The following is a 26,236-nucleotide window of genomic DNA, read 5'->3' on the forward strand; positions in this document are numbered from 1 at the left end:
ATGAAAAATCTTGTTTATATAAGTACGGCTGTAAAGCTATTGGAAGACGAACAACTTATTAATATACTTACCGCCGCACGCAACAATAATTTAAAACATCATGTTACCGGTGTTTTGCTTTACAGCGATGGCACGTTTATTCAGGTACTTGAAGGTGAGGCTGGCGATGTTGATACTATCATGTCGAAAATTGAAACAGATCCCAAGCATAAAAACCTGATAACATTGATCGACGAACCTATCCAGCAGAGGAATTTCCCCGATTGGTCAATGGGTTTTTATACCCCAAAGGCCGATAAACTTGCCGATTTGATCGGGTACCTGCGGTCTACAGATAAAATAGAAGCTAAGGGTGATAGCGGTGCTGCTGTTATTACCCTTAAAACCTTTATCGAAAGCAATAAGCTTAGTATGAGCTATTAATCCAGTTCCAGGTAGCTTACCTCGTTAATAGTGGCACGATAGGTTTCTTTGTGGCCTTTTTTCTGCAGCTCTACGCGTCCGCGAATGGTCATTTGCCGGTTGTTGATCTTATTATATTCGCCATCTTCGGTTTCAAATAACCCTGTATTTTTCCCTTTCAGGTATAGCGGGCATTCCTGTGTAAAATTAACCCAAAGCGACCGGCTGTTACCGTGGTCAGAAAATGTGCTGTCGTTTACCAGGGCGGATATATGCTTCCCTTCCAGGTACCTGCCCGAAACTTCTACGTATTGCTTATCGTACAGCTTAATGCTATCGATAAGGTTGCGGAAATTAACTTTTTTGAATTTGATATCAGGCGCGCACTCACTGGTGTAGATCTTCTGCTTATGCGTATTGCAGGCCAGCAGGGATAATGCCAACAATACTACAAGATATGCCCTGCCCTGTGCCATGCATAAATATAAGTGTTTTAATACACAGGCAAAATACCCTCAAACACAATTATTTATTCAGTACCCTAAGCTGATCGCGGATGTATGCACCGGCGGGGCTGAGTTGTGCTGCAGTCCAGCCGCCGTTGGCCGGCGCTTGTGGCTGTAAAATTGCGGTGGTTTCCTTTTTATCGGTAATGTTCCAGTTTACCCAGCTCAATTTGTTCTTTTCTACCCAGTCCATCCATTTTTTATTCATCGCCAAATCAAACTTACCGTCGCCGTTTGATTCGCCTACACCCCATTCGGTAACAATAAGCGGCAGGCCCATTTTTATAGCTTTATCTGCCTTGGCGCGTAACCCATCCTGGTGGTTGGGGTCGGTTGCGTAATAATGAAAGGAATAAGCGATATTTTTAAAGCCGGTGATGGGGTTTGCGGCGGCTACATCAACATCCTGGTCCCATTTTGGGCTGCCTACAACGATCAGGTTATCCGGGTCGTACTTGCGAATCTCGGCAATCACCTGTACCGAATAGTTCTTTACCGTATCCCAGCCGATGCGGGCGGGTTCGTTCCAGATTTCGTAAATAACATTGGGTACGCCCTTATACTTTTGCGCCATCTCTGCAAAAAAAGCCTTCGATTGCGGGATGTGCAGGTGGCCGTTATGGTCGTGCCAGTCTATCAATACATAAACGCCTTGTTTAATGGCCTCGTCAACCACATCAACTATCAATTTTTTTTGTGCTTCGGGCTGCTGCAGGTAACCGCTATCAGGCTGTACGCCCATAGATGCGCGGATGATGGCAGCCTTAAAATCAGACGATAGCCAGTCTACTACCGCGGGGTTGTAATATTTTCGCCCTGCCCATAAACTCCACGACAGGCTGATGCCCCGTAGCTGCGGAGGTATGCCATTTTTGTTAACGATCTTGTTCCCTTTAACCGTTAGGGCACCGTTTACAGCAACAGGCGTTTGCGCCAATACCGCCGTATATGCAAAAATACCGGCCACTATTAATAAAGCTTTCATCTTCATACCAAACAAGTTTAATTAATTGGTTACGGCAATCAATGGTTTTGCAAAAAAACAGTTAGACTATGTTAAAAATGGAGTAGTGCAGCATTGCGGAGGTGCAACTTTAACGTTAACATATCCTTGCCTTAACCTTATTTGCCTATTTTTGGTTATTAATTTCCAAATGAAAAAATATAGCTTCCTGCTGCCGGCCTTACTGCTCATCATGTTAAACGGGTATAGCCAGGATACAACCCAGCATATTATTCCTAACCGTAAAAATAGCATCGCGCAGCAAAAAAAGCCTTATGTGGTATTAATTTCTGCCGATGGTTTCAGGTACGATTTTGCCAGACGCTACCATGCCGAAAACCTGATAAGATTGGGCGGCAAGGGGGTAAGCGCAGCATCAATGATACCGTCATACCCATCGGTTACTTTTCCAAATCATTATGCCATTGTCAGCGGGTTGTATCCGTCGCATTCGGGCTTGGTTAACAATACTTTTTATGACCGCGCACGTAACGACAGGTACGCCATGGGTAATAAGGAAAAAGTTGCGGATGGTACCTGGTATGGCGGCGCCCCGCTTTGGGTACTGGCCGAGCAGCAAAAAATGTTATCGGCCAGCTTTTACTGGGTCGCATCAGAAGCCGAGATACAAGGCATAAAGCCTACATATTACTACGTTTACAACGAAAAGATAGATATAAATAACCGTATAGCAACGGTTGTTAACTGGCTGAAACTGCCCCCGGCCGAACGCCCGCACCTGATCACTTTTTACCTTCCGCAGGTTGACCACGCCGCCCACCTTTACGGGCCGGAGTCGCCCGAGACTGAACATGAGGTGCATTTTGTAGATTCGGCGGTTAACGAGCTGCAAAAGGCCGTAAAAACCACCGGGCTGGATGTGAACTTTATTTTTGTATCAGACCACGGCATGGCTAAGGTTGATAACCAAAACCCCATTGGCATACCTGCGGCTATCGATACCTCAAAATTTGTAATATCGGGCGATGGTATTTTGGTGGAACTTTATGCTAAAAACAAACAGGATATACAGGGTACCTATAACGCCCTTAAAACAGAAGCCGATGGGTACGATGTTTACTTGAAGACCAATGTGCCTGCACACCTGCATTATGGCACTACCGACGACTGGCATAACCGTATAGGCGATATTTTGCTGGTGCCGCGTTTCCCCCAAATTTTTAAGCTTTGGAGCAACGGCAAAAAAATAAATCCCGGCTGGCATGGTTACGATCCATCGGTTGTTAAGGAGATGCAAGCCAGCTTTTACGCCTGGGGGCCGGCCTTTAAAAAGCGCCTTATTGTGCCTGCTTTTAAAAATGTTTCGGTATTTAATTTAATTAGTGAGATATTGGGCATTAAACACAACGGTAAAATTGACGGCACTGATGAACTTGCACGTAAAATACTGGTCAGGAAAATCCATAAACACAAAAGATGAAATTAATTATTAAAATAACCTTACTGCTGATATTACCTGTCGCGCTGTTTGCACAGGACCCCGCCACAGTTAAGCGCCAGGCCAATGTTGTTGCCAAAGCACTGCTTAACAGCGATTTTAAAACCGTTATTGCCAACACATATCCCCGTGCGGTTACGCTGGGCGGCGGCAAAGACAAAATGCTTAAAATGATGACCGCCGGTATCAACCAGATGAAGGCGCAGGGTTTTTTGTTTGAAAAGGTAACCATTGGTTCACCGGGCAAATTTTATAAGGCGGGCAACGAGATCCACTGCCTTATCCCCGAAAATCTTATCATGAAAACTTCACAGGGCCGTTTTTCGGCTACCAGTAATTTATTGGCTGTTAGCCAGGATGGTGGTAAAAACTGGAGTTTCCTGGATCTTAACCAGGGCACCATGGCCTCGATCAAAACCCTGTTCCCCAACTTTAACAATAACCTTATTATACCACAGCCTGCGCAGCCCGTAAAGCTGTAATAAGGCAACCTGATTTTGATACTGCCGTGTAGGGAAATATTTAATCCGGCTTAGCCGTTTAATACCATGTGCTTTAAGAAATTTATTCTGCTGCTTTTTGTTTTGCCCTTAGCTGCTGCCGCGCAGGATACCGCTTTGATAAAAAAGCAAGCCGAGCGCTTTGCAAAGGCTACTTTTACCGGCGATTATAATACCATAATTGACTATACTTATCCCAAACTGGTAGAATTATCGGGCGGGCGGGTGGAAATGCAGAAGCTGATAGCCGAACGCATAGCAAATTTAAAAAAGCAGGGCGTTGTAGGGTTTGATGGCTCGGTTGAGCTGCCCGGCCCAATTTATAAAGCAGGCAGCCAATTACACTGCCTGCTCCCCGAAAATATAATTTTAAAAACCCGTTATGGCCGGTATATGAGCCGCTCTTATCTGTTAGCAATCAGCGAAGACAAAGGCAAAATCTGGACTTTTATGGATGTAGGCAACATACCGCCCAAAGTGTTGCGAAAACTACTGCCCGATTACAATATCGAACTGCTGATCCCCGCGCCTGTAAAACCCGAGTTTTTACCGAATTAGCTACAGGTAGCTGAATGCATTGTATTTGTATTCCGTCCAGTTGGCATATCCCGGCAGGTGCTCCAGTTTTATATTTATTTTAGATTTTCCGCGCGTGTAAGCCGCCGGGATCTCAAAATCAGTATCTATCCAAACCGCTTCGTAATTGTTCTTTACAATTACCCAGGGCCGCTCTGTAACCGGCTTGCCGTCAACCCAAACCCTTACGCCCTGCATATTGGTATGCTGTGTAAGCAGGCGCAGCCTTACGCCTTTATTATTTTTGTTTATGGCGATAGTAAAGGCGCTGCTTTTATTAAACTGCTTGCCGCTGTTGGTTTCCTTTACATCATAAATACGTTTGCCGGGGTAATTACCGCTTGTTTCGCCGGCCCAGGTTTGCCCTGTAATACGGTATTGGTGTTTTTGCTCGGAAACGCTATTGCCGATATCCACCGAATCGGTTTGCTTAAGCGAAGGCTGCGCACCCTCGTAATACCATACTAAACTGGCTATGTAGTAATTTTCCCAGCTTTCAAACTCCATATCAAAGGCTTGCTCGTAAGTAATAACATCGGGATAGTGCATGCGGTAATAGCAGTCGTTACCAATACAACCGTGGGTGGGGTAGGAGTTGTATTTGTTACGCCACCAGGCGTTATTGGCATAATCTTCCTCCCCTGTTCCCCAAATGTCCGGGAACTTGCGATTATCGATGTAAAACACCTCGTCGCCTTCGCAGGCATGGCCGCCTTTTGGCATCCGCTTGGCCATACCTATCACATGCCCGCGGCCGGTGGTTTTAAGGCAGGTATATTTTTGACCGGGCTTATCTACCTCGTTGGCCTTAGCATGGAAATAAGCTGCCGATGCTGCCGGATAAGCCTTTTTATTATACTGCACTTCGATATCCATATCGCCCGTTGGCTTATCGCCCATGTTAACCAACTCTATGCGCGCCCGCTTCCAAAATGGCATCGGGAAGTAACAATAGCCGTTGTTATTTACGGTACCCACACCCAACGCTTTCAGGTCGCCGCCATTATCTATCGACCCGAAGAACCATTTTAAAGGCGCATCTACGGCCGGCACCGCCTGGTTATCCCAGTACATTTTTATACGCAGGTTTTTATCGGGCGTATAATTTTTTATTTTGATGGCTGCTATATACCCCGCGCCATTGTAACTGAAAATAGAGGCAGAATCGCCTGCAGCTAACTTCTGTTTAAGTTTTTTGCTGATGTTGCCTACTGCCGGTTTAGGGTCGGCGGTGGGGTTGTTCCACATCTTCTCCATAGGGCGGTAATCTTCCTTGCCTGTCCATGATTCTATCCCATCGGCAGTGGTATAAGTATGATAGGCTATGTTATAAAACGGCCTGAAATTGCCCTCGCGCACGATCTTTATCGATTTGCGGAACGAGATCGGCATATAGCTCCACCACGCCAGGTAATTATCCCCCGCTCCCGAACCTACCTGCGGTTTATCGCGCAACGGCTTTTTATTATGAAACTGGTTGAAGGTTTGGTTAATGCGCGGCGTTTTTTCACCGTCGATATAAATTTTGATACGGTTGGTATCGCCAATGTTCCCTGTCGACCAGATGCGATAAATGGTACCCGGGCCTTTTATATCGGCCAGTACCGCGCCGCTATCGGGCGCGGTGTAAAGCCAGTTGCCAAAATCTTTAAACTGGTCTTCCTTCGGGTCGGTGCTGGAGTACTGGTAGGTTTGCGTACCCGTTTTGTACAAGGGCAGGTCGGCGAAGCTTTGCGCCAATGCAAGCCCTTTTTTTGTTGTTGGGCCGATGCCTGCAAGCCGCAAACCAACAATATAATGGTAACGATATTTAATTTACGCATAATAAAAGCTTATTTGTATGATAAATTCAGTTTGGTTTTGGCATTTACAAAAGCAACACCCGGCCTTACCGCGTATTTTTTTGCTGCGCCTTCAATAGTTACATTCAATACGTTCTTTTTGTATTCCCAGCTTACGTTGCCTGCCTTGGTATGGAAGTTTTTGATAGACATGCCTTCTTTCAGCCATGCCGCCGGCACGCCCGCGCCTACTACAAATTCAAAGTCGTCGCCTTTTGCCTCGTTCACGTAAACCAGCATATCCAGCTGAAGCAGCAGCATTTCTGATGCTGTCCAGTAATGCGGGGTGATGTATTTAGGCTTTAGCCAGCCGCGGTAGTTTTCCCACTGGCGGAAGGTGTTTTCTTCACCATCGCCTTCCCAGTAAGTGTACAGGCCGGGTGCACACTGGTTGTTCCAGAAGTAGTGCAGCGTTTGCCACACGCGGTCGGTACGGTCAAGGTATAGCCACTGGTGTGCCTCTGCCGCCTGGAAATACGTCCACAGCGGGCGGGCCTTGGGCTCATCGCCGTTACCCCATTCTTCCACATGTTTATCTTCAATCTTCTTTTGGAACAAGGCGTTATCCTTATTGGTGATCCACGATGGCCAAACGCTTATCATAAAATTGCGCTCGTTCTCGTATTTGTCTTTACCAAAACCGGCCTGCCAGGCCTCTTTAACAGCTGCCGCCTTTTGCAGGCATGAGTCGGCCAGCGCGGTTTCGCCAAACTTTTTGGCCAGGCGCGATGCCTGCACCAGTCCGCGGTAGCTGATAGCATTAATGTACAGCACCGGGAAATGGTTATCCATGGTACCAACAATAAGGCCTTCGGTGAATGGGCGGGCAATCAGCTGCCTGCGTTTTACATCATGCTCTATATGCGGTGCCAGCGGGCCAATAAAATCCTTATAGATCTCGGTTTTGGCGTTCCGCATCTCGTCAATAAGCTTTAGCTTACGTTTTATATGCGGCCAAACGTATTGGTAATACGATGGCTCGTTGATCAGATAAGCTACCTCGATAAGCGCGTTAATAGCCGAACCCGGTGCATCGCCTTCTGCGCCAAAGCCTCCAAAAAAGTCGTTCTCGGCAAAGTATTTAGAAAGTTCGCGGGCTGTCTCCAGGTGGCCGCTTTTGGCCATGGCAACCAGCGAGTAAGCGCCGTCGCGCTCCCAGGCAAGCGGGTAGTTTATCGGTTCGCCGGGACCGGTTTGTTTGCCTATATAGCCCATCATCAGGTTGCTTATCTGCGCCTGCAACGAATGCTCGAAAGCCTTATCAGGCAGTTGCATGCCAAACCCTTGTGTGGTGCGGGTATACGGCAACGGACTGTTAAACTGCGGTTTGGTATCGTTTATTTTTAAGGAGAATGGCACATTGCCCATGTTAAGCCTTGCAAAAGCCCAGCCATCGGCGTTGGTAACAGTTGGCTGCACCGGGATGTCCTTTTGCAGTTCGCCGGCGGCCTCGTTACCTACTAAAACTTGTTTAGGTTGCGTAGTTAAGGTGATTATATAACGGCGATTAAGCAGCAGGCGGTCACCCTCCCAGGTTGCGGTGGTAAGCGGGCCGCCTGCGGGGCCTACGCTGCGGGTAACTATATGGTAAGTATAATCTTCCTGTCCGTTGTTCTTAAAATCAAACTCCCATCTGCCGGCCTCAACATATGTCCAGGTGCAGGTGTAATAAGGCGTAATAGTTTCTACCGATGGGATGCTGTTATTAGCCTTAAACACATAAGCCTGCTTTATCTTATCCATAGGGATATTATCGCTGGTGGCTATCAGCTTTTTGTTTTTATCCATTACCCAAATGGTTACGCCAAAGCTGCCGGGACCTGGGCTAAAGCTGCCTCCGGGTTCTTCATAGCCTTTTTGGGCCAAGGGGCTGCCCGGTTCTGCAATTAGGATGTGGCCGTCGCCGCGGGGCCAAAGGTCGTTAGGGCGTTTAGCCTGTTCCAGCAGGGTTATCTGGCGTTGGTTAATTAATTGCTGTGCTTTTAACACAAGTGCAGGTGCCTGCAAACAACACACTATGGCAAGTGCGCGTAGGGTAAAAACTTTCATCATAAATCGGTTTAAAATTGGTGCAGATGTATGGCTTTCTGCTTCACCTAATTTAGATGCGGGATGATATTTTGGCTATACAACAAAAGTCGCAAAGCCATGTAAAAACGACTTTAGTATTACAACAAAAGTCGTTTTTACAGCTAATGCCGATAGTTGGAGGGTGCCTTGCCGCTTATTGCTTTAAAGTTTTTGTTGAAATTCTGCAGTGAGTTGTAGCCCACTTTAAAGGCAATTTCTGATACAGATAACCGGGTATGTTGTAAAAGCTCGATAGCTTTATCAACCCGGTATTTGTTGATGTAGTGGATGAGGTGCACACCTGTTTCCTTATTGAATAGTGAGCTTAGATATTTTTCGCTGATAAAAACCTGCCCCGCTATTTGCTGCCGCGATAAATGAGGATCGTGGTAATGCGCATGTATCAGGTCTATCGCCTTGCGGATGCTTTCGCTGTAAGCAGGCGGATGGTTAATAGCTTCTTCGGCCATGGGTATGGGTACAGCGGGATCTTTACGCTTTCTGGTAATCATCCAAAGTAAGGCCAATAGCGGTATAATACCCAACAGGTAGAATTTGGCATTACTGCTTTCGCGGGCGAGCGTAAGGCTGGTCCACTCGCTGGTATTATCGTTCGATTCGGGGTTGGTGCCGCTAAGGCTGGTGCGGAAGGCTTCGTCAAGTTGCGCGTCTTTATCGTAAAGCTGGATATCAAAACCGATGGTAGTATTGGCAACGGGCTTATAATTTAGCTCGGCCCATGGGATCGCTATGGATATGGTGTACCCCTTATCGATATCCTGGTTATTATTTAAGGTTCCCTGCTGCTTCACCTTAACCCGTGTATGCCTGCCCCAGTTTTTAAAGAAATTACGACCCGCATCCCAGCGGTTACCGCTATAATTGCCTGTAACATCAACCAATAACTCGTAGTCGTCCTCCTTTTTCCATACCGAGCGGTCGTGCTGCATATCGAGGCCTATCTCGATGCAATCCGAATCCCACAGCGTACGCAGGTATTTTTTTGTCTGGAACAGGCTGATGTAGCCCGGTTTAACGTAATTAAGGTTGGCGTCCTGCACCTCAAAATCAAAATATAGCGAGTCGACATCCCAGCGGCTGTTGAATTTTAGCTTATTGTTATTGCATGTATAGCTGTATTGCTGTGGCTGTTTGGCTGCCTTGTAAGCCGATTGATAGGTGGTTTCGTTATAAGCGCTGTGCCTGTCTAAAATAACCGGGACACCTGCTTCGTCAAACTTGCTGCTTAGTATATCGCACTTACCGTTGTGATACACCCGCGCTTTCACATAAAAAACCCCGTCGTTAAAATCGTTAAGGGTAATGACCATGGAAAGCGAGGCGTCAGACTTGCGCCTGAGCAGGTTGCCCGAATTATAAAGCACTTCAAACACCACCGAATCGGGCGCGGTGTCGCCTTTATCGGCCAGTACCTGCAGCTTTATATAATTTTTAGCCGCTATGCTGAACGGTTCGGGCGCGATAATTTTGTAAGCGTTAGCCGTAACAGCCAGGCAAACAAGCAAGAACAGGCATAAAAAGCACTTTAAACGCATCAGGTTAATTGTGGGCTTAATATAATCAACCTTTGGCGTAAAATCATCCTGCTGCTATCTGCTTTGTTACAGCACAGCCTTTTATTAACCCTTTCAATTAGTTAATTTGGTGCGATAGAATCTTATCTATCATGCAACGAAGAAACTTTTTAAAAACAGGCACACTTGCAGGCATAGGCCTGGCTACCATTGGCGCGGTATCATGTTCGCAACCTGCTGATAAGGCACAAACGGATGGCACCACACCGTTTACTGACGATTTTGAACTAAACGAAGCCACCATTGCCGATCTGCAAAAAAAGATGGAAAACGGTACACATACTTCGCGCAGCATAACAGAATTGTATTTAAAAAGAATAGACGCCATAGATAAAAGCGGCCCTAAAATAAACGCCATTATCGAGCTGAACAAAAGCGCGCTGGATATGGCCGATAATATGGATAAGGAGCGCAAGGCGGGCAAGCTGCGCGGCCCTTTACACGGCATCCCGGTGCTGATAAAGGATAATATAGATACCGGCGACAATATGCACACCACGGCAGGCTCGCTGGCCCTGAGCGATCATTTTGCAAAGCAGGACGCCTTTATTGTGCACAAGCTGCGCCAGGCGGGTGCCGTACTGCTGGGCAAAACCAACCTGAGCGAGTGGGCTAATTTCCGGTCGAGCCGTTCCACAAGTGGATGGAGCAGCCGCGGCCTGCAAACCAAAAACCCTTATGTGCTGGACAGGAACCCAAGCGGTTCGAGCGCCGGATCGGGCGCGGCAACTGCTGCCAATTTATGCGCTATATCCATCGGTACCGAAACGGATGGCTCTATTGTTTCGCCATCATCGGTAAACGGACTGGTGGGCATCAAGCCTACCGTTGGCTTGTGGAGCCGCAGCGGCATTATCCCCATATCAAAAACGCAGGACACCGCCGGGCCTATGGCGCGCACCGTTAAAGACGCCGCCATACTGCTTGGGGCGCTTACCGGTGCAGATACCGCAGACGACGCGACCCTTAAAAGCAAGCCTGAAAAGGATTACAGCAAATACCTGGACGTTAACGGACTAAAAGGCAAACGGCTTGGCCTGGTGAAAATTGAGAAATTGCCATCATCTACCGATAAATTACTAAAAGCTGCGATTGAAACCCTTAAAAAGCAAGGTGCAGAAATTATAGAAGTGGATTTAGATACCCGCCTGAAACCCATTGACGGCGCCGAATTTACGGTGCTGCTTTACGAATTTAAAGACGGCCTTAACCGTTACCTGGATAAAGCCGGTGCCAAAGTGAAAAACCTTGCCGATGTTATTGCCTTTAACAAGCAGAATGAGGATAAGGCCATGCCATTTTTTAAACAGGAAACCGCCGAATACGCACAGACAAAGGGCGACCTGAACAGCAAGGAATATTTAGATGCAGTTGGTAAAACAACCAAATACAGCAGGGAAGGGATCGACGGTTTGCTGAGAGAGAATAAACTGGATGCCTTAATTGCGCCTACCAATGGCTTCGCGGTTTGTATAGATTTGATCAACGGCGATTATGATAACGGGTTTTCGTTCTCGGGGCCTGCCGCTATGGCGGGTTATCCGCATATCACGGTGCCGATGGGTGCTTGGCACGACCTGCCGATGGGCCTGTCCTTTGTAGGCACCGCCTGGAGCGAGTGCGAACTCATCAAGCTGGCTTATGCTTATGAGCAGGCATCTAAAAAAAGAGTTGCACCGAAGTTTAGACCAGACCTATTTGTTTAATATATTACGAGGTTACCGCATTCACAAATTTAATAAACAAGTATAATATACATCCGCCTGAAAGGGTCAAACCCAGTATCATTAAAAAACCGTTGATTTGACCATCGCCTATTTGCGTTGAATAGGCATACCCAATTAAAAACCCACCAAATAGAAATCCTATAACCGCAAGGGTTATCTTAATATATTTGACAATCATATCTAAATCTATTAATTATATAATTAGTATCTGCTAACCGCAAACTCATAACTGCAAACTGTAACATGCCCACTCCTGTTCCCAAAAAAATATTCAGCCGCAGGCACGAGATCTTCGCGGACTTTCTGAAAGAGGTTGACAAACACCTGGACGATGTAATGCAGGAGCGCGTTACCGAAATGTTCGAGATAAGGGATATTGCCGGCATTTTGCATATCCATCCCACCCATTTAACCAATACAATCAAACAAACCACGGGAAAATCGCCATGCTTTTATTTCGAGGAAAAGATAATGACCCTGGCCAAACAGATGCTGCAGCAAAATATCCCCATAAAACAAATAGCCTTTAAGCTTACGTTTGATGCATCAAACTTCACCAAGTTTTTTAAACGTTTTGAGGGGATAACGCCGAAAGAGTATAAGGAAATGGTGTTGTCTGAACCTTCATAATAAATCCGTCTTTCATCCTGATCCGTTAGCCAACGGAGTGGATCTGTTCGCGAATTATGCTATTGAAAATGCATGTCTCCGAATAGATGCATTTCGTTTGATAACAGATAAGCCTGTTAAACTAAAAATACTGTACCTGTCACCATTTTATCTGTACCTGTCACCATTTTTTAACAACGTTTTGCCCTCACCTTTGTAGTGTATTAAAACACAACAAATATGAGCACAAACAAAATAGCATTAATAACAGGCGGCAGCAGGGGCCTTGGTAAAAACACCGCGTTAAAAATAGCAGGCAAAGGCATAGATGTTATTGTTACCTACCGCACCAAAAAAGAAGAAGCTGACGAGGTGGTAAACCAAATTGAACTGGCCGGCCAAACCGCCGCGGCCTTACAATTAGATACTTCAAAAATAAAAACTTTTGAGGCCTTTAAACAGCAGCTAACCGCTACATTGCAGGAGAAATGGGGCAGGGACACCTTCGATTTCTTAGTGAACAATGCAGGTATTGATGCCTCGTCGCCATTTGCCAAAACCACCGAAGAGGACTTTGATAACTTGTTTAACGTTCACTTTAAGGGCGTTTACTTTTTAACTCAAACCCTGCTTAATACTATTGTCGATGGTGGCCGTATCATTAATCTTTCAACGGGGCTTACCCGTTTTGCTACACCGGGTTACGCGGCTTATGCATCTATGAAGGGCGCTATCGAGGTATTTACAAAATACCTGGCTAAAGAACTGGGCAGCCGCGGTATTGCCGCCAACCTGGTTGCGCCGGGCATTATCGAAACCGACTTTACCAAAGAAGCTTTTGAAAGCCACCCCAAAATGCACGAGTTTATTTCATCCATAACCGCGCTTGGCCGCCCCGGCCAGCCGGACGATATTGGCGGCGTAATTGCCTTTTTATGTACTGAGGATGCACGCTGGATAAACGCGCAAAGGATAGAAGCATCGGGCGGAATGTTTTTGTAATTGGTGAGTGGTTGCTTACTTAAATTATAAAATAGTACAAAAGGGAGCGGTTAACGCTGTTCCCTTTTTTTGTTGGCACGATAGCTGTATCTTCGGGCATAAAGCAATACTTATATTATGGAATTTGGCCGCGTACCCGATAATGAACTGCCCTTGGTGGATTTTACCCTGTCGCCCGACCCGGCATTTACCCAGGATACGCTGCAGTCGGCTGATAAAAGCCAGCCCTTACAAGTACATGTAGGCTGCGCCAAGTGGGGCCGTAAGGAGTGGGTAGGCAAGATCTATCCGCCAAAAACCAAGGATGCCAACTTTTTAGATGAATATGTAAAGCACTTTAACTGTATCGAGCTTAACGCCACGTTCTATCAAACCTATGGCCCCGATACTATTGGCAAATGGAAGCAAAAAGCTGATGCAAACCCGGCCTTTAAGTTTTGCCCCAAATTTTCTCAAAGCATCAGCCATATCCGCAGGTTAAAAAATGCCGAGGAGATAACCACCAGTTATTACGAGGGCATTATGGCCTTTGGCGATAAGCTTGGCCCTTTGTTTCTGCAACTGAGCGATAACTTTACCCCAAAAAACTTACCCGAACTTACTGCCTACCTGGAACAACTGCCAACGGATGTACCGGTGTTTGTAGAACTGCGCCATAAGGATTGGTTTGCCGTACCCGAAAGCCGCGATGCTGTTTTTAGCCTGTTTAAGCGATTGAATATTGGATCTATTATAACTGATGCCAGCGGCCGCCGCGATTGCCTGCACATGCTGCTGCCTACCCCGCACGCGTTCATCCGCTTTGTGGGTAACAGCCTGCACCCCACAGATTACGCCCGCTGCGATGAATGGGTAGAGCGCATAGCCGATTGGAAAAAGCAGGGCCTGCGATCCGTTTGGTTTTTTATGCACCAGCACGACGAGCGATATTCGCCTGAGCTATGCGATTATGTAATTGAAAAACTGAACGGGAAACTGGATCTGAACATCCACCGCCCGCAATTTATTGACAGGGATAAGGGATTGTTTGGGTAATCCCTTAGCGTTTTAACTCTTTCTTTATCTCAAATCAACCAACTCAACACCCGGATAGGCTTTCTTATCGAATGTGAAGGCGGCATCTGTAACCTTGTAATTAGGGGTAAAGGTGCGCAGGGCATAGGTGTATTTGCTGCCGTTCTTGTCAAAGATCTGGGCGCTTGATAGCTGGTTTTTTGTCTTATCTATCATCAGCCTTACTTTAAAAAAGTTCTTTTTACTGTCTTCTGGAGTAAGGTCGACCACCTGGTAAATTTTACCTGAAGTTTTTTGCTGCCCGGTGTAGATGTATTTATACCCTTTTTCGTACATGGTAAAGATCTTGGCCGGGTTAAAGCCTTCTTCACTGTTATCGGCAACGTTTAGCTGTACCTCGTTGGCATCTTTTAGGAAAGTCCACTGGTTTTTGCCATCGCTGATGATCTCCTGCATAATGGTCTTTTTAGCCGGGGCGTATAGCGTAACCTTATACTTGTTAACCTTTGAACGCGAAATAAGCGTACCTGTCTGCGTTTCTTTCACGTTGGCCTGCTGGTTATCAATAGTCAGTGTAAAATCTGTTTTAACGGCATCGTAGGCGCGGTATTGTTTGCTCAGCTTGTTCAGTATCACTTTGGCATCAGCATCTTTCTGTGCAAACGCGGTGGTAACCGTAAGGATTGATAATATAAGGTAGATGAATAATTTTTTCATGTTCGTTCAGTTCAATTTAAGCTCACAGGCAATAACCATTATGGCTTATAATGGTTTAGAGTGTTGTAAACTAAATTAGTTTAATCGCGTGGTTTTTGCAGCTCTTCCAGGGCACGTTCCAGGCTGTACTCGTCAGGATAAAGCACATCACGGGCCTTACTGCCCTCAAACGGGCCAACAATACCTGCTGCCTCTAACTGATCGATGATACGGCCTGCACGGTTATAGCCCAGCTTCATTTTACGCTGAATAAGCGATGTTGAGCCCTGCTGGTGCAATACGATCAACCTTGCGGCATCCTCAAACATAGGGTCGCGGTCGTCCGGGTCAAAATCTTTGGGGCTGCTGCCTGCTTCGCCTTCGCCCACATACTCCGGCAGGAACATGGCCGATGGATAGCCGCGCTGGTTGCCAATAAAGTCGGATATGCGCTCAACCTCAGGCGTATCCACAAAAGCGCACTGCAGGCGGATCAGGTCGCTGCCTGTAGAGAGCAGCATATCACCGCGACCTATCAGCTGATCGGCACCGCCGGCATCCAGTATGGTGCGCGAATCTATCTTTGACAATACCCTGAAGGCCAAGCGGGCCGGGAAGTTAGCCTTGATAGTACCCGTAATAACGTTAACCGATGGCCTTTGCGTGGCTATAACCAGGTGGATGCCCACCGCGCGGGCAAGCTGCGCTATACGGGCTATGGGCTGCTCTACTTCTTTACCGGCGGTCATCATCAGATCGGCAAACTCATCAATTACCAGTACGATGAATGGCAGGTAACGGTGTTTTTCCGGGTCGCTTATTTTACGGTTGATGAACTTGGTGTTGTATTCTTTTAAGTTACGCACCTGCGCGTCCTTAAGCAGATCATAACGCTGGTCCATCTCTATACAAAGCGAGTTAAGCGTGTTTACCACCTTTTTGGTATCGGTGATAATAGCGTCGGCCTCATCGGGCAGCTTGGCTAAAAAGTGTCTCTCTATCTTCCGGAAAAGGGTAAGCTCCACTTTTTTAGGATCAACCAATACAAATTTAAGCTCGGCAGGGTGCTTTTTATAAAGCAGCGACACCAATATAGCGTTGATACCCACCGATTTACCCTGCCCTGTAGCACCCGCGACAAGTAAGTGGGGCATCTTGGCAAGGTCGGCAATAAACACTTCGTTGGATATGGTTTTACCAAGGGCGATGGGCAGGTCCATGGTGTTATTCTGCCATTTTTCGGTAGCGAGGATAGAACGCATGGACACCATCTCGGGGTTTTGGTTTGGCACCTCGATACCGATGGTACCCTTGCCCGGCATAGGGGCGATGATACGGATGCCCAAAGCCGCAAGGCTCAGCGCTATATCGTCCTCCAGGTTTTTGATCTTGGAGATGCGCACACCCGGCGCGGGGATAATTTCGTACAGCGTAACTGTTGGCCCAATGGTAGCTTTTATCTTATCTATCTCGATATTATAGTGGTTAAGCGTTTCAACAATTTTGTTTTTGTTGGCCTCCAGTTCTTCGGAATTTACCGCGATTTTTGATGAACCGTAATTCTCCAAAAGGTCGATAGTTGGATATTTGTAGGTAGCAAGGTCAAGTTTATGGTCGTAGGTGCCAAACTGGTCAACCAGGCTTTTGGCCTTGTCGTCGTCGCTTTTTTCGATGTTTAAGATAGGGGTAGGGCGCTCCACATCAATGGTAAGCGGTATCTCGTTCTCTTCTTCCGGCTCATGGTTATTGTTATCGGGCCTTAACACCACAGGCTCGTGAAAAACCGGGGTTTGCTGTAAAGGCTGCTGCCTTAGTGGTTCGGTGCTGGGTACAGGCTGGTTAGCCAGCACATCTTTAGCGCGGTTGCCATTGCGAGGCCATTCTACCGGTAACGAAATTTCCTCGTCAACCAGTTCAACCGGCTCGGGCGATACTTCATCTATGGCTACAGATGAGAGTTTTTCCCGGCGCTGCGGCAGTTTAAAATCGATGTTGTAAGCGATGATAAGCACGGTTAATGCCAAAAACAGCAATATAAAACCCGTGCCCGATTGGCCCACCTGCGCGGTTAACAAACGGTTTGTCCAGAAACCAAAATTGCCTTCTAAATAATGCGGCGTATCGGCAACAATAAACGCGTGAAAAAAACCAAGCGTAACCGATATGAAGATGATGCTGAAAAAGGTATAGGCCAGCATTTTACTAACCGAAAACAACTTTATTTTGAACAGCAGGCGAAAGCCGATAATAAAAAACACAAATACAAAAAGGAACGATGCTATACCAAACCACTCGAATATGAACTGATTGGACAGCAGGGCGCCAAATTTACCCAGCCAGTTATCAACCATGGGGTTGGCAACACCGTTTTCCAATAACTCTTTTGTGGTTTTGAAAAGGTTGCCCCAACCGCCGTTTGTTTTTGAAACGTAGCTTTGATCTTGCGACCAGGTGAACAGGTACGAAGTGAACGCGATGAGGAAAAATACCGATAACACCAAAAATATCAGCCCGGCTATTTTTATCACGCGGCCATCGCGCAGGTCAAATAAAGGCAGGCGTTCGGTGGGCTGTTTGGCAGGCCTTTCCCTCTCGGGTTTTACGCCCGGTTTGCGCGGCTGGTTCTCTTCCTTAAAACTGTTTGATCTGAACTGGTTTCCTTTAATCGGCATCCTGTATTTTGAGCGTTTAATTGCAAATATAAAGTTATTAGATTAAACAGATATTTTTTAATTTTTTACGAAGAGTTAGTACATCAATAAGTTATATCTGCGACGCCGTTCTTGTCCTCTATCCACCAAAATACGTAAGTGCCAACAAAATCTTTAAAAAGAAAGTCAGGTTTGATGGTTTCGAAAAACATTGCTGTTTTTTCTTCTTTAATAATCCAAACCTGCATCACCTTATATTGAGGCACATGGGAATAGTAGCCTGAGCCTTTTTTTCTTAAATCGACATTAATGTAATTAAAGAGGTCAGTTAATTTGTTTGACCAAGACTTGTAATATCTAAACCGCATCGGCTTACTAAAAGCTGTTATCACCTTAATAGTGTCATTTTTGTTAACCTTGATCTCCAAACGGTCAATGTCTGTTAAAAATATCTTCATGCTGTCGCTCTTTACTATCCAGCAATATTTGCATGTATCTTTTGATATATTGTACTTTGTGAGCAACTTAATTTCACTGAACTTACCATTGATTTGAATTTCGTCAAATCCGCTTTTTTGAGCATAAAGGCAACTGGTAGATAAAGCGGCAATCAGAATAAGCAATATTCTTTTCATAAAATCAGGGCTGGTATCACGACCAGTATTTAAATGGTTTAACTTTATAAAATTATTAATTTAAGGAGTTTACACACTACGGTTTTTTTAGTAATATTGAATTAAATGAGCGTTGAAAAACTGGAAGAATTTATTGCCAATGCCGATACGGATGCTTTAGACGCTTTGCTGGCTGCCAACCCCGAACTGGCTAAAGCAAAAACAAGCCTTAACGTATCGCCGTTAATGCTTTCCTGCTATTATCATAAACCGGCCGTTACCAATATTTTATTGAAACATACCAGCGACATCAGCCTGTTTGAGGCGGCAGCTGCCGATAGGTTTGATGAAGTTGCGCACATAGTTTATACTCATCCTGAACGAATTAACGCTTATGCCGATGATGGCTTTACCGCGCTGGGCCTTGCCAGCTACTTCGGCCGTTTTGATATTGCGCGTTACCTGGTGCTGAAAGGTGCCGACGTTAACCGCCCCAGCGATAACGGGTTTAACGTTTACCCCCTGCACTCGGCCGCGGCGGGTAATTTTACCAGCACCGCCCGTATGCTGATAGAGAACGGTGCCGATGTAAACGTAAGGCAGTCTGCAGGCAGTACTCCATTACACTCCGCCGCGCAAAACGGTAATTTAGAACTGCTGATTCTGCTGCTGGAAAAAGGCGCGCATGTTGATATCCGTATGGAAGGCGGAAAACTCCCCGCCGACCTTGCCCGCGAAAAAGGTTATGACGAAATAGCCGAGATATTGACATAAAATCTGACATAAGACAGAAAGATGAAAGGACAAAGGATGTTCTTTTGGTTTCTGAGTAAGCCACTGATTTTATTGCGGTTAAAAAAGGCCATTGTAACAATCCGGAGCGAGATCAATCCAATATTAAATCGTATGATCATGAGGAGAAATTTACTTGCTCTGATATTGGCAATCGGTGGTTTAAATTTTGCGGCGAGCGCGCAAACGATAAACAGCGCCAAATTAGATAGTTTTTTGAATGTGCTGGCTGCCAATAATAAAACCATGGGGAGCATTGCCATAGCCCAAAACGGAAAAATTGTTTATCAAAAAGCCGTTGGTTATGCAGATGCCGGTAAACAGATCGCGGCGAATACCAAAACCAAATATCGCATCGGTTCTATTACTAAAATGTTTACCGGGGTTATTGTTATGCAATTGGCCGAAGAAGGGAAATTAACCGTAGAAACAACATTGGATAAATTTTACCCGCAGATGCCAAACGCCGGTAAAATAACCGTTGCTATGATGCTGAGCCACCGCAGCGGCCTGCACAATTTTACCAATGACCCTGCTTATGGCGGCTATATGGCCACGCCGCAAACGCACGAGCAACTGCTTTCCCGTATGGCGGCTATGGCCCCCGATTTTGAGCCCGGTGAAAAATATGCCTATTGCAATACCAATTTTGTATTGCTTGGCTACATCATCGAAAAAATTACCGGAAAGCCTTATGCGGAAGAAATTAAGGAGCGCATTGTTTCGAAAATAGGCCTGGCAGATACTTACTATGGCGGCAAAATAAATGTGGCCAATAGCGAGGCGCTGCCCTATAAATATAACGGCGGGTGGCAGGAAGGGCCTCAAACGGATATGAGCATCCCAGCAGGTGCCGGCGCGATAGAATCGACCCCTGCCGACCTGGTGAAATTTGCCGACGCGCTTTTTTCGGGGAAATTGATTAGTAATGCAAGCCTGCAAAAAATGATGCCTGTAGCAGAAAGTTATGGCTTTGCCATGGGTAAATCAAACCTGGATGATAAAATCGGTTACGGGCATACCGGGGCAATTGATGCCTACCGGTCAATACTTTCTTATTTCCCGGGGGATAAAGTGGCTGTATCTTATACGGCGAACGGCGGGTCAATTTCTACAGAAAAAATAGCGCTGGATGCGCTGAGGATCTATTTTAACAAGCCTTATGCGCTCCCTGTTTTTGCCAAACCGCTTGCCCTGAGCAGTGTCGACCTGGATAAGTACCTGGGCGTGTATTCGAGCCCCGGTTTTCCGCTAAAAATCACATTCACCAAAAATAACACAACCCTTATGGGCACGGCAACGGGGCAGGCTGCAATCGCTTTTGAAACCACCGTTAAAGATGTGTTCACATTTGAACCGGCAGGTATAGTAATAGAATTTGATACCGCTAAAAATCAGTTCACCCTAAAGCAAAACGGCAATACCACCGTATTTACAAAAGAGTAAGGGCGTTTTACAATTATTCAAACTGCAGTTCCCATTTATCCTCGCCGCCGTCCACCACGCGGAAGATGGTTTTTTCTACGGATGCGTAATCGTCTGATGAATCGATGCGGATGGTTTCGTGGTCGTGATACTCGGCTTCGCGGGGTACCATAATAGCGGTTAATGATGCGGGATTGCCTTCAATGGTTATTGTTTTCATGATCGTAAGATTAGTGATAGTTAAACAAGGGAAAACTAAATTGGTTTCTGTTAAGGGATTGTCAGTCTGAGCTTGTCGAAGACTTAGACGCTTTGCACAACTCGCGAATGGTTCGACAGACTCACCACAACAAGCGTGATATTCAATACTTCACCTGGCACAACTCGCAATAAAAGCTTGCCCTGCGCGATCTGCCGGTATCTTTATTAATAAATGGTACGTGGTTGCGCGGGCATTCTTTTTTATGATAAGCCTGCCAGTGCTTTTTTAAAGTGCCTTCTTTTCGTTGCTCCAAAAATTCAAAGCTGTACATAATGGCTTCGGTTATCATTTCCTTAACCTTTTTTGGCGGTATGGCGGCAACAACGCTTTCCGGGTGGATGCGGCTGCGAAACAGTACTTCGTTTTTAATGATATTACCCACGCCCGAAAAGATGTGCTGGTCCATCAGGGCATCGCAGGCCAGCAAATCAGGAATATCCTTCATCTTTTTGATGGCTTTTTTGGTGTCCCACTTATCGCTCATGATGTCGGCCTGCCAGTCGTAAACCTCGTCGAGTGGTTCTTCGATCAACTGCAGCAGGCAGGCGTAAAAGTTAAGTTCGCCATCTTCAAACTGCAGGTGCAGGCGGGGCGGTTTTTCTGTGTGCGAATTGATGCGGTAGGTGCCAAACATCATCATGTGGATGCGGATGGTAAACTTTGGGAAACAGATCAAGAAATGCTTGCCCCAGGTTTTAAAATCGATGATTGTTTGGTCGGTAAGGATGTTGGTATCCAGAGTGCCGTTGTTACAGCTTGCGGCTATAACTTTGTCGCCCTTAAATTGCTTTACCTTTTCCTTTAATATAAGTATGCTTGGCCCCTCAGGCATGTTAATTTGTTTGAAGCCCCCAACCCGTTGGTTAACGGGGAGCTTTTTAAAAACAATTAAAAATGATATTGTTTTTCGCCAATGTACTCGCACATCCTAAATTCTGTTCCCCTTCTCAAAAGGGTGCTTGGGACAGGGGGGGCTGGAGGGGGCTTAATGCCCCTTTTTCCGTTTAAGCAACCCGCCTGTGGTATCGTCAACGCTTTGCTGTACAATAAAGGCAGATGGGTCTATCCTTAATATTTCTTTCTTTAAAAGCGGCACCTCTAAACGGGTAGCCACGGTAAATATAATTTCGCGGGGCGCGTTAATGTGCCCGTCCTTGCCGTACCCGCTTTTGCCCTGGTATACGGTAACACCGCGGCCGAGCGATTGGGTAATGGCTATCCGGATCTCTTCGCCTTTGGCGGATACGATGGTCATGCCGGTGTATTGTTCCAGTCCGTTCAATATAAAATCGATCATTTTAGATGCCGCCAGGTAGGTGAGGATGGAGTATAAAGCCTTCTCGACCCCTAACTGCAATATAGCCGCCCCAAATATGATCACGTTTAGTATCAGTATCACATCGCTTACGCGTACCACCTGTGTTTTTTTACTAACCAGCAGGGCGGCAATTTCGGTGCCATCCAGCACCGCGCCGCCACGGATAGCCATACCGATACCGGCACCTATAAATACACCTCCAAACACCGCTGTAAGCAGTTTGTCGGGCGTAACATCCGGGAAATGCATAAAGGCCAGCGCCAATGAAAGCCCTCCAATAGCAGCCGCGCTCCTTAAGGCAAAGCCTATCCCAAGCTTGCGGTAGCCCAAAAACAAAAACGGTATATTGATGATGAAGATGAGTATAGATAAAGGTAAGCCGGTGGCATCGGCAACTAAAATGGAGATCCCTGTTACACCGCCATCAATAAAGTGGCTGGGCAGCAAAAAGCCCTTTAAGCCCATACCGGCAGATAGTATGCCTAAAACAATAAGTAATGAATCGACAAACGCGCCCCTGAACTTCATAGTGCTATTTTATACAGTAACCAATTAGATGAGTGGTTAAGATAGTAAAAAAATGTTAAGCCCCCTCTAAATCTCCCCCGATAGGGGAGACTTTTTGAAAATATGTTTTTATGAAGCCCTCCCTTTCGGGGAGGGGTTGGGGAGAGGCTTTCTACCAGCCGCTTTTTAATCCTTCTTTCAGCGCGGCCTGGTAATTATCCAGATCGAACGAATAGAGGTAGGGGGCTTTGTGGGCGCCGCCTTTGCGGGTAGCTTCCAGTTTATTTAATATGCCAAAGCCCAGCATACGGCGTTGAAAGTTGCGCCTGTCCAGCTTTTTATCCAGGATGGTCTCGTAAAGCTTCTGCAATTCGGGCATGGTAAACTCTTTGGGCATCAGGTTGTAACCTATAGGCTGGTAGTTCAGTTGCAGGCGCAGGGTATCTAAAGCCGTTTTAAATATCAGCTCGTGGTCAAGCTGAAACTTGGGCAGGTCGTTAAGATCGCGCCAGGTACACACTTCCGAAAAATCATCGGGGGTTGGTATAACATTAAAAAAATCTACCAAAGCATAATAACCAATAGAAATAAAGCGCTGCGCAAAAAAGTTTTTTTCGGCCGGCAGCATATCCTTGTACATCTCGTTATGCACCTTAGAGCGGTCGGGGTCTCCAAAAACATGAAACTGCTGCAAAAAAATCTCATCAATGCCGGTACGCTCTTTCAGTATGCGGTCGGCGGCATTTTCAATGGGTTCCTGCTTTTGCACAAAGCCGCCCGGCAGGTACCAGGCCTCTTCGTTGTTGCTTTTTAGCATCAGCACTTTCATCTGCCCTTCATGAAAACCAAACACCACACAATCAATAGATATGTGGTTCAGGTACATCTTTCCGGCCCCGGCCCAAAATTCTTCCAGCTCTTGCTTAGTTAGCATTTATGTTATTGATAAAAAATTACTTTGATTGTTTAAATTTAATATTTACAATTGTGTACCAATTACACCATGTGTTAAGCATTTTTAAAAACCAATTATAGCTAATAAGTTTTACAGTAATTTAATAATGCAAAAATTAACATTATTTAAATGGTAATGGCCTTTCAATCAAAAAACCGCTTTTAATGAAAAAATATTTTACCACTAAGCCTGTTGCTTACCTAAGCGCTGCTATGCTGCTTTGCCTGCCCTTTAGCAACGCTGTAGCCCAAAAACAAACCGAAACCGCAAAAATGAATGCCTTTATAAGCGGTTTAATGAAAAAAATGACCGTTGATGAAAAGATCGGCCAGTTAAACCTGGTAACAGGCGGTATGGCTATCACAGGCTCGGTAACCAACAACGGCATTAGCGATGGTGTAAAAAAAGGTGCTATAGGCGGAATATTTGGTTTATACGGAACTGATAACGTACGCAAAATGCAGGAGGCAGCGGTAAAAGGTACCCGCCTGCACATCCCTTTAATATTTGGGTTAGATGTAATACACGGGCACCGTACCATTTTCCCTATCCCGTTGGGCATGTCAACCACCTGGGACCTGGCATTGATAGAGCAGGCAGCGCATATTGCGGCCAAAGAGGCAACTGCCGAAGGTTTGAACTGGGTGTTTTCGCCAATGGTGGATATTGCCCGCGATGCCCGCTGGGGCCGGATATCTGAAGGCAGCGGCGAAGACCCATGGTATGGTGGTAAAGTGGCTGCCGCTATGGTTAAGGGTTACCAGGGCACCAGCATGAAAAATGCCGACGCGGTTATGGCTTGTGTAAAACACTTCGCACTTTATGGCGGCGCCGAAGCCGGCCGCGAATACAATACAGTTGATATGAGCCGCTTAAGTATGTACAATTATTACTTGCCGCCATATAAAGCCGCCCTTGAGGCAGGCGCAGGCAGTTTCATGAGCTCGTTCAATGTGGTTGATGGTGTGCCCGCAACCGCTAATAAATGGCTGTTAACAGATCTGCTGCGTAAGCAATGGGGCTTTAAGGGCTTTGTGGTATCAGATTATACATCGTTAAACGAGGTAAGCAACCATGGCCTTGGCGATCTGCAAACGGTATCTGCACTGGCACTAAAGGCCGGCCTGGATATGGATATGGTTGGTGAGGGATTTTTAACCACGCTGAAAAAATCATTACAGCAAGGCAAAGTTACCCAGGCCGAAATTGACATGGCCTGCCGCCGCGTACTTGAAGCCAAGTACAAACTGGGCTTGTTTGACAACCCTTACAAATCTATCGACCCGCAGCGCGAGAAGACCGAAATAATGACTGAGGCGAACCGCAAGGCCGCGCGTATTACTGCCGAACACTCGTTTGTGCTATTAAAAAATGCTAACCAGATACTGCCGCTAAAAAAATCGGGTGGCAGCATTGCGCTTGTTGGCCCGCTGGCCGATAACAAGAGGGATATGCTGGGCACCTGGGTAATAGGCGGCGAATGGGAAAAATCTGTTAGCGTAATAGAAGGTATCAAACACATTGTAGGCGATAACGTAAAGATCAACTATGCAAGGGGCAGTAACATTACAGATGATGCCACCTTTATGAAACGCCTTAACTTTGGGCCGGGCATGGTATGGCTGGATAAGCAATCGCCCGAGGATATGATCGAGGACGCGGTAAAGGCTGCAAAAAAATCGGATATCATTGTAGCGGTGGTGGGCGAATCGCAAAGCATGAGCGGCGAATCGTCGAGCCGGTCTGATATCAGTATCCCCGAAAGCCAGCAGCTAATGTTAAAGGCCCTGGCAAAATTAGGCAAGCCTATTGTTATAGTGCTATTTAATGGCCGCCCGCTTACCCTAACCTGGGAAAATGATAATGCAGCGGCAATATTAAATGTATGGGCGCCGGGCACCGAGGCCGGTAACGCCATTGCCGAAGTATTATTTGGCAACTACAACCCATCGGGCAAGTTAACAACAACCTTTCCGCGCAGCGTAGGGCAAATACCTTTATATTATAACCATTTAAATACGGGCCGCCCATATTCAACCGGCCCCACCAAATTCAAATCTAATTACCTGGATATCAGCAACGATCCGCTTTATCCGTTTGGCTATGGTTTAAGCTACACCAGCTTTGGCTACAGTAACATCACACTAAATAAAACCAAATTAAAAGGAAACGAAACCTTAACCGCTACAGTTACTGTAACCAACAAAGGCCCATATGCGGGCGAAGAGGTTGTACAATTATATATTAGCGACCCGGCCGCGAGCATAAGCCGCCCGGTAAAAGAGCTTAAGGATTTCCAGAAGATAAATTTGCAGGCAGGGGAGCAGAAACAAGTTACCTTTAAAATAACGCCGCAGCAATTGAAATTTTATAATAGCCAGCTAAAGTATGATTGGGAAGCCGGCGAATTTATTGTACAAATAGGTACAAGCTCGGCCGATACAAAAAATGCTAAAGTGCAGTGGGCTAAATAATAGTCGCTAAAAAGCTGAATTTATTTTATATAAAATTTAAATCAATATGCCTTGGTAATATTACTAAGGCATATTTTTTTTATACAAAGTGTATATTATTTATTAAAAAACCTTGGTGTAAAAAAGCGTTAAATTTAGGTGCACCCTTTGCCCCGATAAATGTAAACTCAACATTAATTTTATGTTATGTTTATTTTATATGGCACACTTCTTAAAAAAGTAAAAGAAGTTTTTTAAA

Annotated in this window: 23 protein-coding genes; 11 read left to right on the plus strand and 12 right to left on the minus strand. The window is 46.0% G+C overall.

What is annotated here, in order from left to right:
• Positions 1-423 (plus strand): BLUF domain-containing protein, encoded by a 423-nt coding sequence (locus tag EWM62_RS04605; RefSeq protein WP_129875485.1) that lies wholly within the window; start codon positions 1-3, stop codon positions 421-423.
• Here the strand turns inward: EWM62_RS04605 and EWM62_RS04610 are convergent.
• Positions 420-878, minus strand: coding sequence for a hypothetical protein (locus tag EWM62_RS04610; protein WP_129875486.1), 459 nt, complete (start codon positions 876-878; stop codon positions 420-422). The genes EWM62_RS04605 and EWM62_RS04610 overlap by 4 nt on opposite strands.
• Positions 879-927: 49 nt before the next feature.
• Positions 928-1,893 (minus strand): glycoside hydrolase family 5 protein, encoded by a 966-nt coding sequence (locus tag EWM62_RS04615; RefSeq protein WP_238989280.1) that lies wholly within the window; start codon positions 1,891-1,893, stop codon positions 928-930.
• Between the two features lie 169 nt (positions 1,894-2,062).
• On the opposite strand from EWM62_RS04615, the gene EWM62_RS04620 reads away from it, so the two are divergent.
• The 3 genes from EWM62_RS04620 to EWM62_RS04630 all read left to right on the plus strand — a co-directional run bounded on the left by EWM62_RS04620 (position 2,063) and on the right by EWM62_RS04630 (position 4,428).
• Positions 2,063-3,352, plus strand: coding sequence for an alkaline phosphatase family protein (locus tag EWM62_RS04620; protein WP_129875488.1), 1,290 nt, complete (start codon positions 2,063-2,065; stop codon positions 3,350-3,352).
• Entirely contained in the window at positions 3,349-3,852 is a 504-nt protein-coding gene (locus EWM62_RS04625; protein WP_129875489.1) for a hypothetical protein, read from the plus strand. The genes EWM62_RS04620 and EWM62_RS04625 overlap by 4 nt, the downstream gene beginning before the upstream one ends.
• A 66-nt stretch (positions 3,853-3,918) precedes the next feature.
• Entirely contained in the window at positions 3,919-4,428 is a 510-nt protein-coding gene (locus tag EWM62_RS04630) for a hypothetical protein (protein WP_129875490.1), read from the plus strand.
• On the opposite strand, the gene EWM62_RS04635 is transcribed toward EWM62_RS04630, so the two are convergent.
• From EWM62_RS04635 to EWM62_RS04645, 3 genes are all read right to left on the minus strand, one after another.
• On the minus strand, positions 4,429-6,186 hold the full coding sequence (locus tag EWM62_RS04635) for a DUF2961 domain-containing protein (protein ID WP_129875491.1): 1,758 nt from the start codon (positions 6,184-6,186) through the stop codon (positions 4,429-4,431).
• 92 nt (positions 6,187-6,278) lie between these two features.
• A complete protein-coding gene (locus EWM62_RS04640) occupies positions 6,279-8,339 on the minus strand; it encodes a hypothetical protein (RefSeq protein ID WP_129875492.1) in 2,061 nt (686 codons plus the stop codon).
• 140 nt (positions 8,340-8,479) lie between these two features.
• On the minus strand, positions 8,480-9,913 hold the full coding sequence (locus EWM62_RS04645; protein WP_129875493.1) for a helix-turn-helix domain-containing protein: 1,434 nt from the start codon (positions 9,911-9,913) through the stop codon (positions 8,480-8,482).
• 131 nt (positions 9,914-10,044) lie between these two features.
• Between EWM62_RS04645 and EWM62_RS04650 the strand changes: the two genes are divergently transcribed.
• From EWM62_RS04650 to EWM62_RS04665, 4 genes are all read left to right on the plus strand, one after another.
• Positions 10,045-11,658 carry an amidase gene (locus EWM62_RS04650; RefSeq protein ID WP_129875494.1) on the plus strand — a complete coding sequence of 538 codons (1,614 nt, stop codon included), beginning with the start codon at positions 10,045-10,047 and terminating at the stop codon, positions 11,656-11,658.
• Between the two features lie 264 nt (positions 11,659-11,922).
• Positions 11,923-12,309, plus strand: coding sequence for a helix-turn-helix domain-containing protein (locus tag EWM62_RS04655; protein WP_129875495.1), 387 nt, complete (start codon positions 11,923-11,925; stop codon positions 12,307-12,309).
• A gap of 219 nt (positions 12,310-12,528) precedes the next feature.
• Positions 12,529-13,290: an SDR family oxidoreductase gene (locus EWM62_RS04660; RefSeq protein WP_129875496.1), complete on the plus strand. Its 762-nt coding sequence runs from the start codon at positions 12,529-12,531 to the stop codon at positions 13,288-13,290.
• Between the two features lie 117 nt (positions 13,291-13,407).
• The gene (locus EWM62_RS04665) at positions 13,408-14,325 is read left to right on the plus strand and encodes a DUF72 domain-containing protein (protein ID WP_129875497.1); all 918 of its coding nucleotides are present in this window, start codon (positions 13,408-13,410) and stop codon (positions 14,323-14,325) included.
• A 24-nt stretch (positions 14,326-14,349) separates the two neighbouring features.
• Here EWM62_RS04665 and EWM62_RS04670 read toward each other — a convergent pair whose 3' ends face one another.
• The 3 genes from EWM62_RS04670 to EWM62_RS04680 all read right to left on the minus strand — a co-directional run bounded on the left by EWM62_RS04670 (position 14,350) and on the right by EWM62_RS04680 (position 18,286).
• Positions 14,350-15,021 carry a LolA family protein gene (locus EWM62_RS04670; RefSeq protein ID WP_129875498.1) on the minus strand — a complete coding sequence of 224 codons (672 nt, stop codon included), beginning with the start codon at positions 15,019-15,021 and terminating at the stop codon, positions 14,350-14,352.
• A gap of 80 nt (positions 15,022-15,101) precedes the next feature.
• Complete coding sequence (locus EWM62_RS04675) at positions 15,102-17,672, minus strand: FtsK/SpoIIIE family DNA translocase (RefSeq protein WP_129875499.1); 2,571 nt, start codon at positions 17,670-17,672, stop codon at positions 15,102-15,104.
• Between the two features lie 83 nt (positions 17,673-17,755).
• Positions 17,756-18,286, minus strand: coding sequence for a hypothetical protein (locus EWM62_RS04680; protein ID WP_129875500.1), 531 nt, complete (start codon positions 18,284-18,286; stop codon positions 17,756-17,758).
• 105 nt (positions 18,287-18,391) lie between these two features.
• Between EWM62_RS04680 and EWM62_RS04685 the strand changes: the two genes are divergently transcribed.
• Together EWM62_RS04685 and EWM62_RS04690 are read left to right on the plus strand one after the other, a co-directional pair.
• On the plus strand, positions 18,392-19,039 hold the full coding sequence (locus tag EWM62_RS04685) for an ankyrin repeat domain-containing protein (protein WP_129875501.1): 648 nt from the start codon (positions 18,392-18,394) through the stop codon (positions 19,037-19,039).
• Positions 19,040-19,177: 138 nt separating this feature from the next.
• Complete coding sequence (locus EWM62_RS04690) at positions 19,178-20,503, plus strand: serine hydrolase domain-containing protein (protein ID WP_162499776.1); 1,326 nt, start codon at positions 19,178-19,180, stop codon at positions 20,501-20,503.
• Positions 20,504-20,516: 13 nt separating this feature from the next.
• On the opposite strand, the gene EWM62_RS04695 is transcribed toward EWM62_RS04690, so the two are convergent.
• From EWM62_RS04695 to EWM62_RS04710, 4 genes are all read right to left on the minus strand, one after another.
• Positions 20,517-20,702, minus strand: a complete 186-nt coding sequence (locus EWM62_RS04695) for a hypothetical protein (RefSeq protein ID WP_129875503.1) — start codon at positions 20,700-20,702, stop codon at positions 20,517-20,519.
• Between the two features lie 142 nt (positions 20,703-20,844).
• Positions 20,845-21,576: a DNA-formamidopyrimidine glycosylase family protein gene (locus tag EWM62_RS04700; protein WP_129875504.1), complete on the minus strand. Its 732-nt coding sequence runs from the start codon at positions 21,574-21,576 to the stop codon at positions 20,845-20,847.
• Positions 21,577-21,729: 153 nt separating this feature from the next.
• On the minus strand, positions 21,730-22,590 hold the full coding sequence (locus EWM62_RS04705; protein WP_129875505.1) for a YitT family protein: 861 nt from the start codon (positions 22,588-22,590) through the stop codon (positions 21,730-21,732).
• Between the two features lie 151 nt (positions 22,591-22,741).
• Positions 22,742-23,503 carry an NUDIX hydrolase gene (locus EWM62_RS04710; protein ID WP_129875506.1) on the minus strand — a complete coding sequence of 254 codons (762 nt, stop codon included), beginning with the start codon at positions 23,501-23,503 and terminating at the stop codon, positions 22,742-22,744.
• Positions 23,504-23,688: 185 nt separating this feature from the next.
• Between EWM62_RS04710 and bglX the strand changes: the two genes are divergently transcribed.
• Positions 23,689-25,998: a beta-glucosidase BglX gene (gene bglX, locus EWM62_RS04715; RefSeq protein WP_203234988.1), complete on the plus strand. Its 2,310-nt coding sequence runs from the start codon at positions 23,689-23,691 to the stop codon at positions 25,996-25,998.
• Positions 25,999-26,236 lie beyond the last annotated feature (238 nt).

The sequence above is a fragment of the Mucilaginibacter terrigena genome (assembly GCF_004168255.1).
GTDB lineage: Bacteria > Bacteroidota > Bacteroidia > Sphingobacteriales > Sphingobacteriaceae > Mucilaginibacter > Mucilaginibacter terrigena.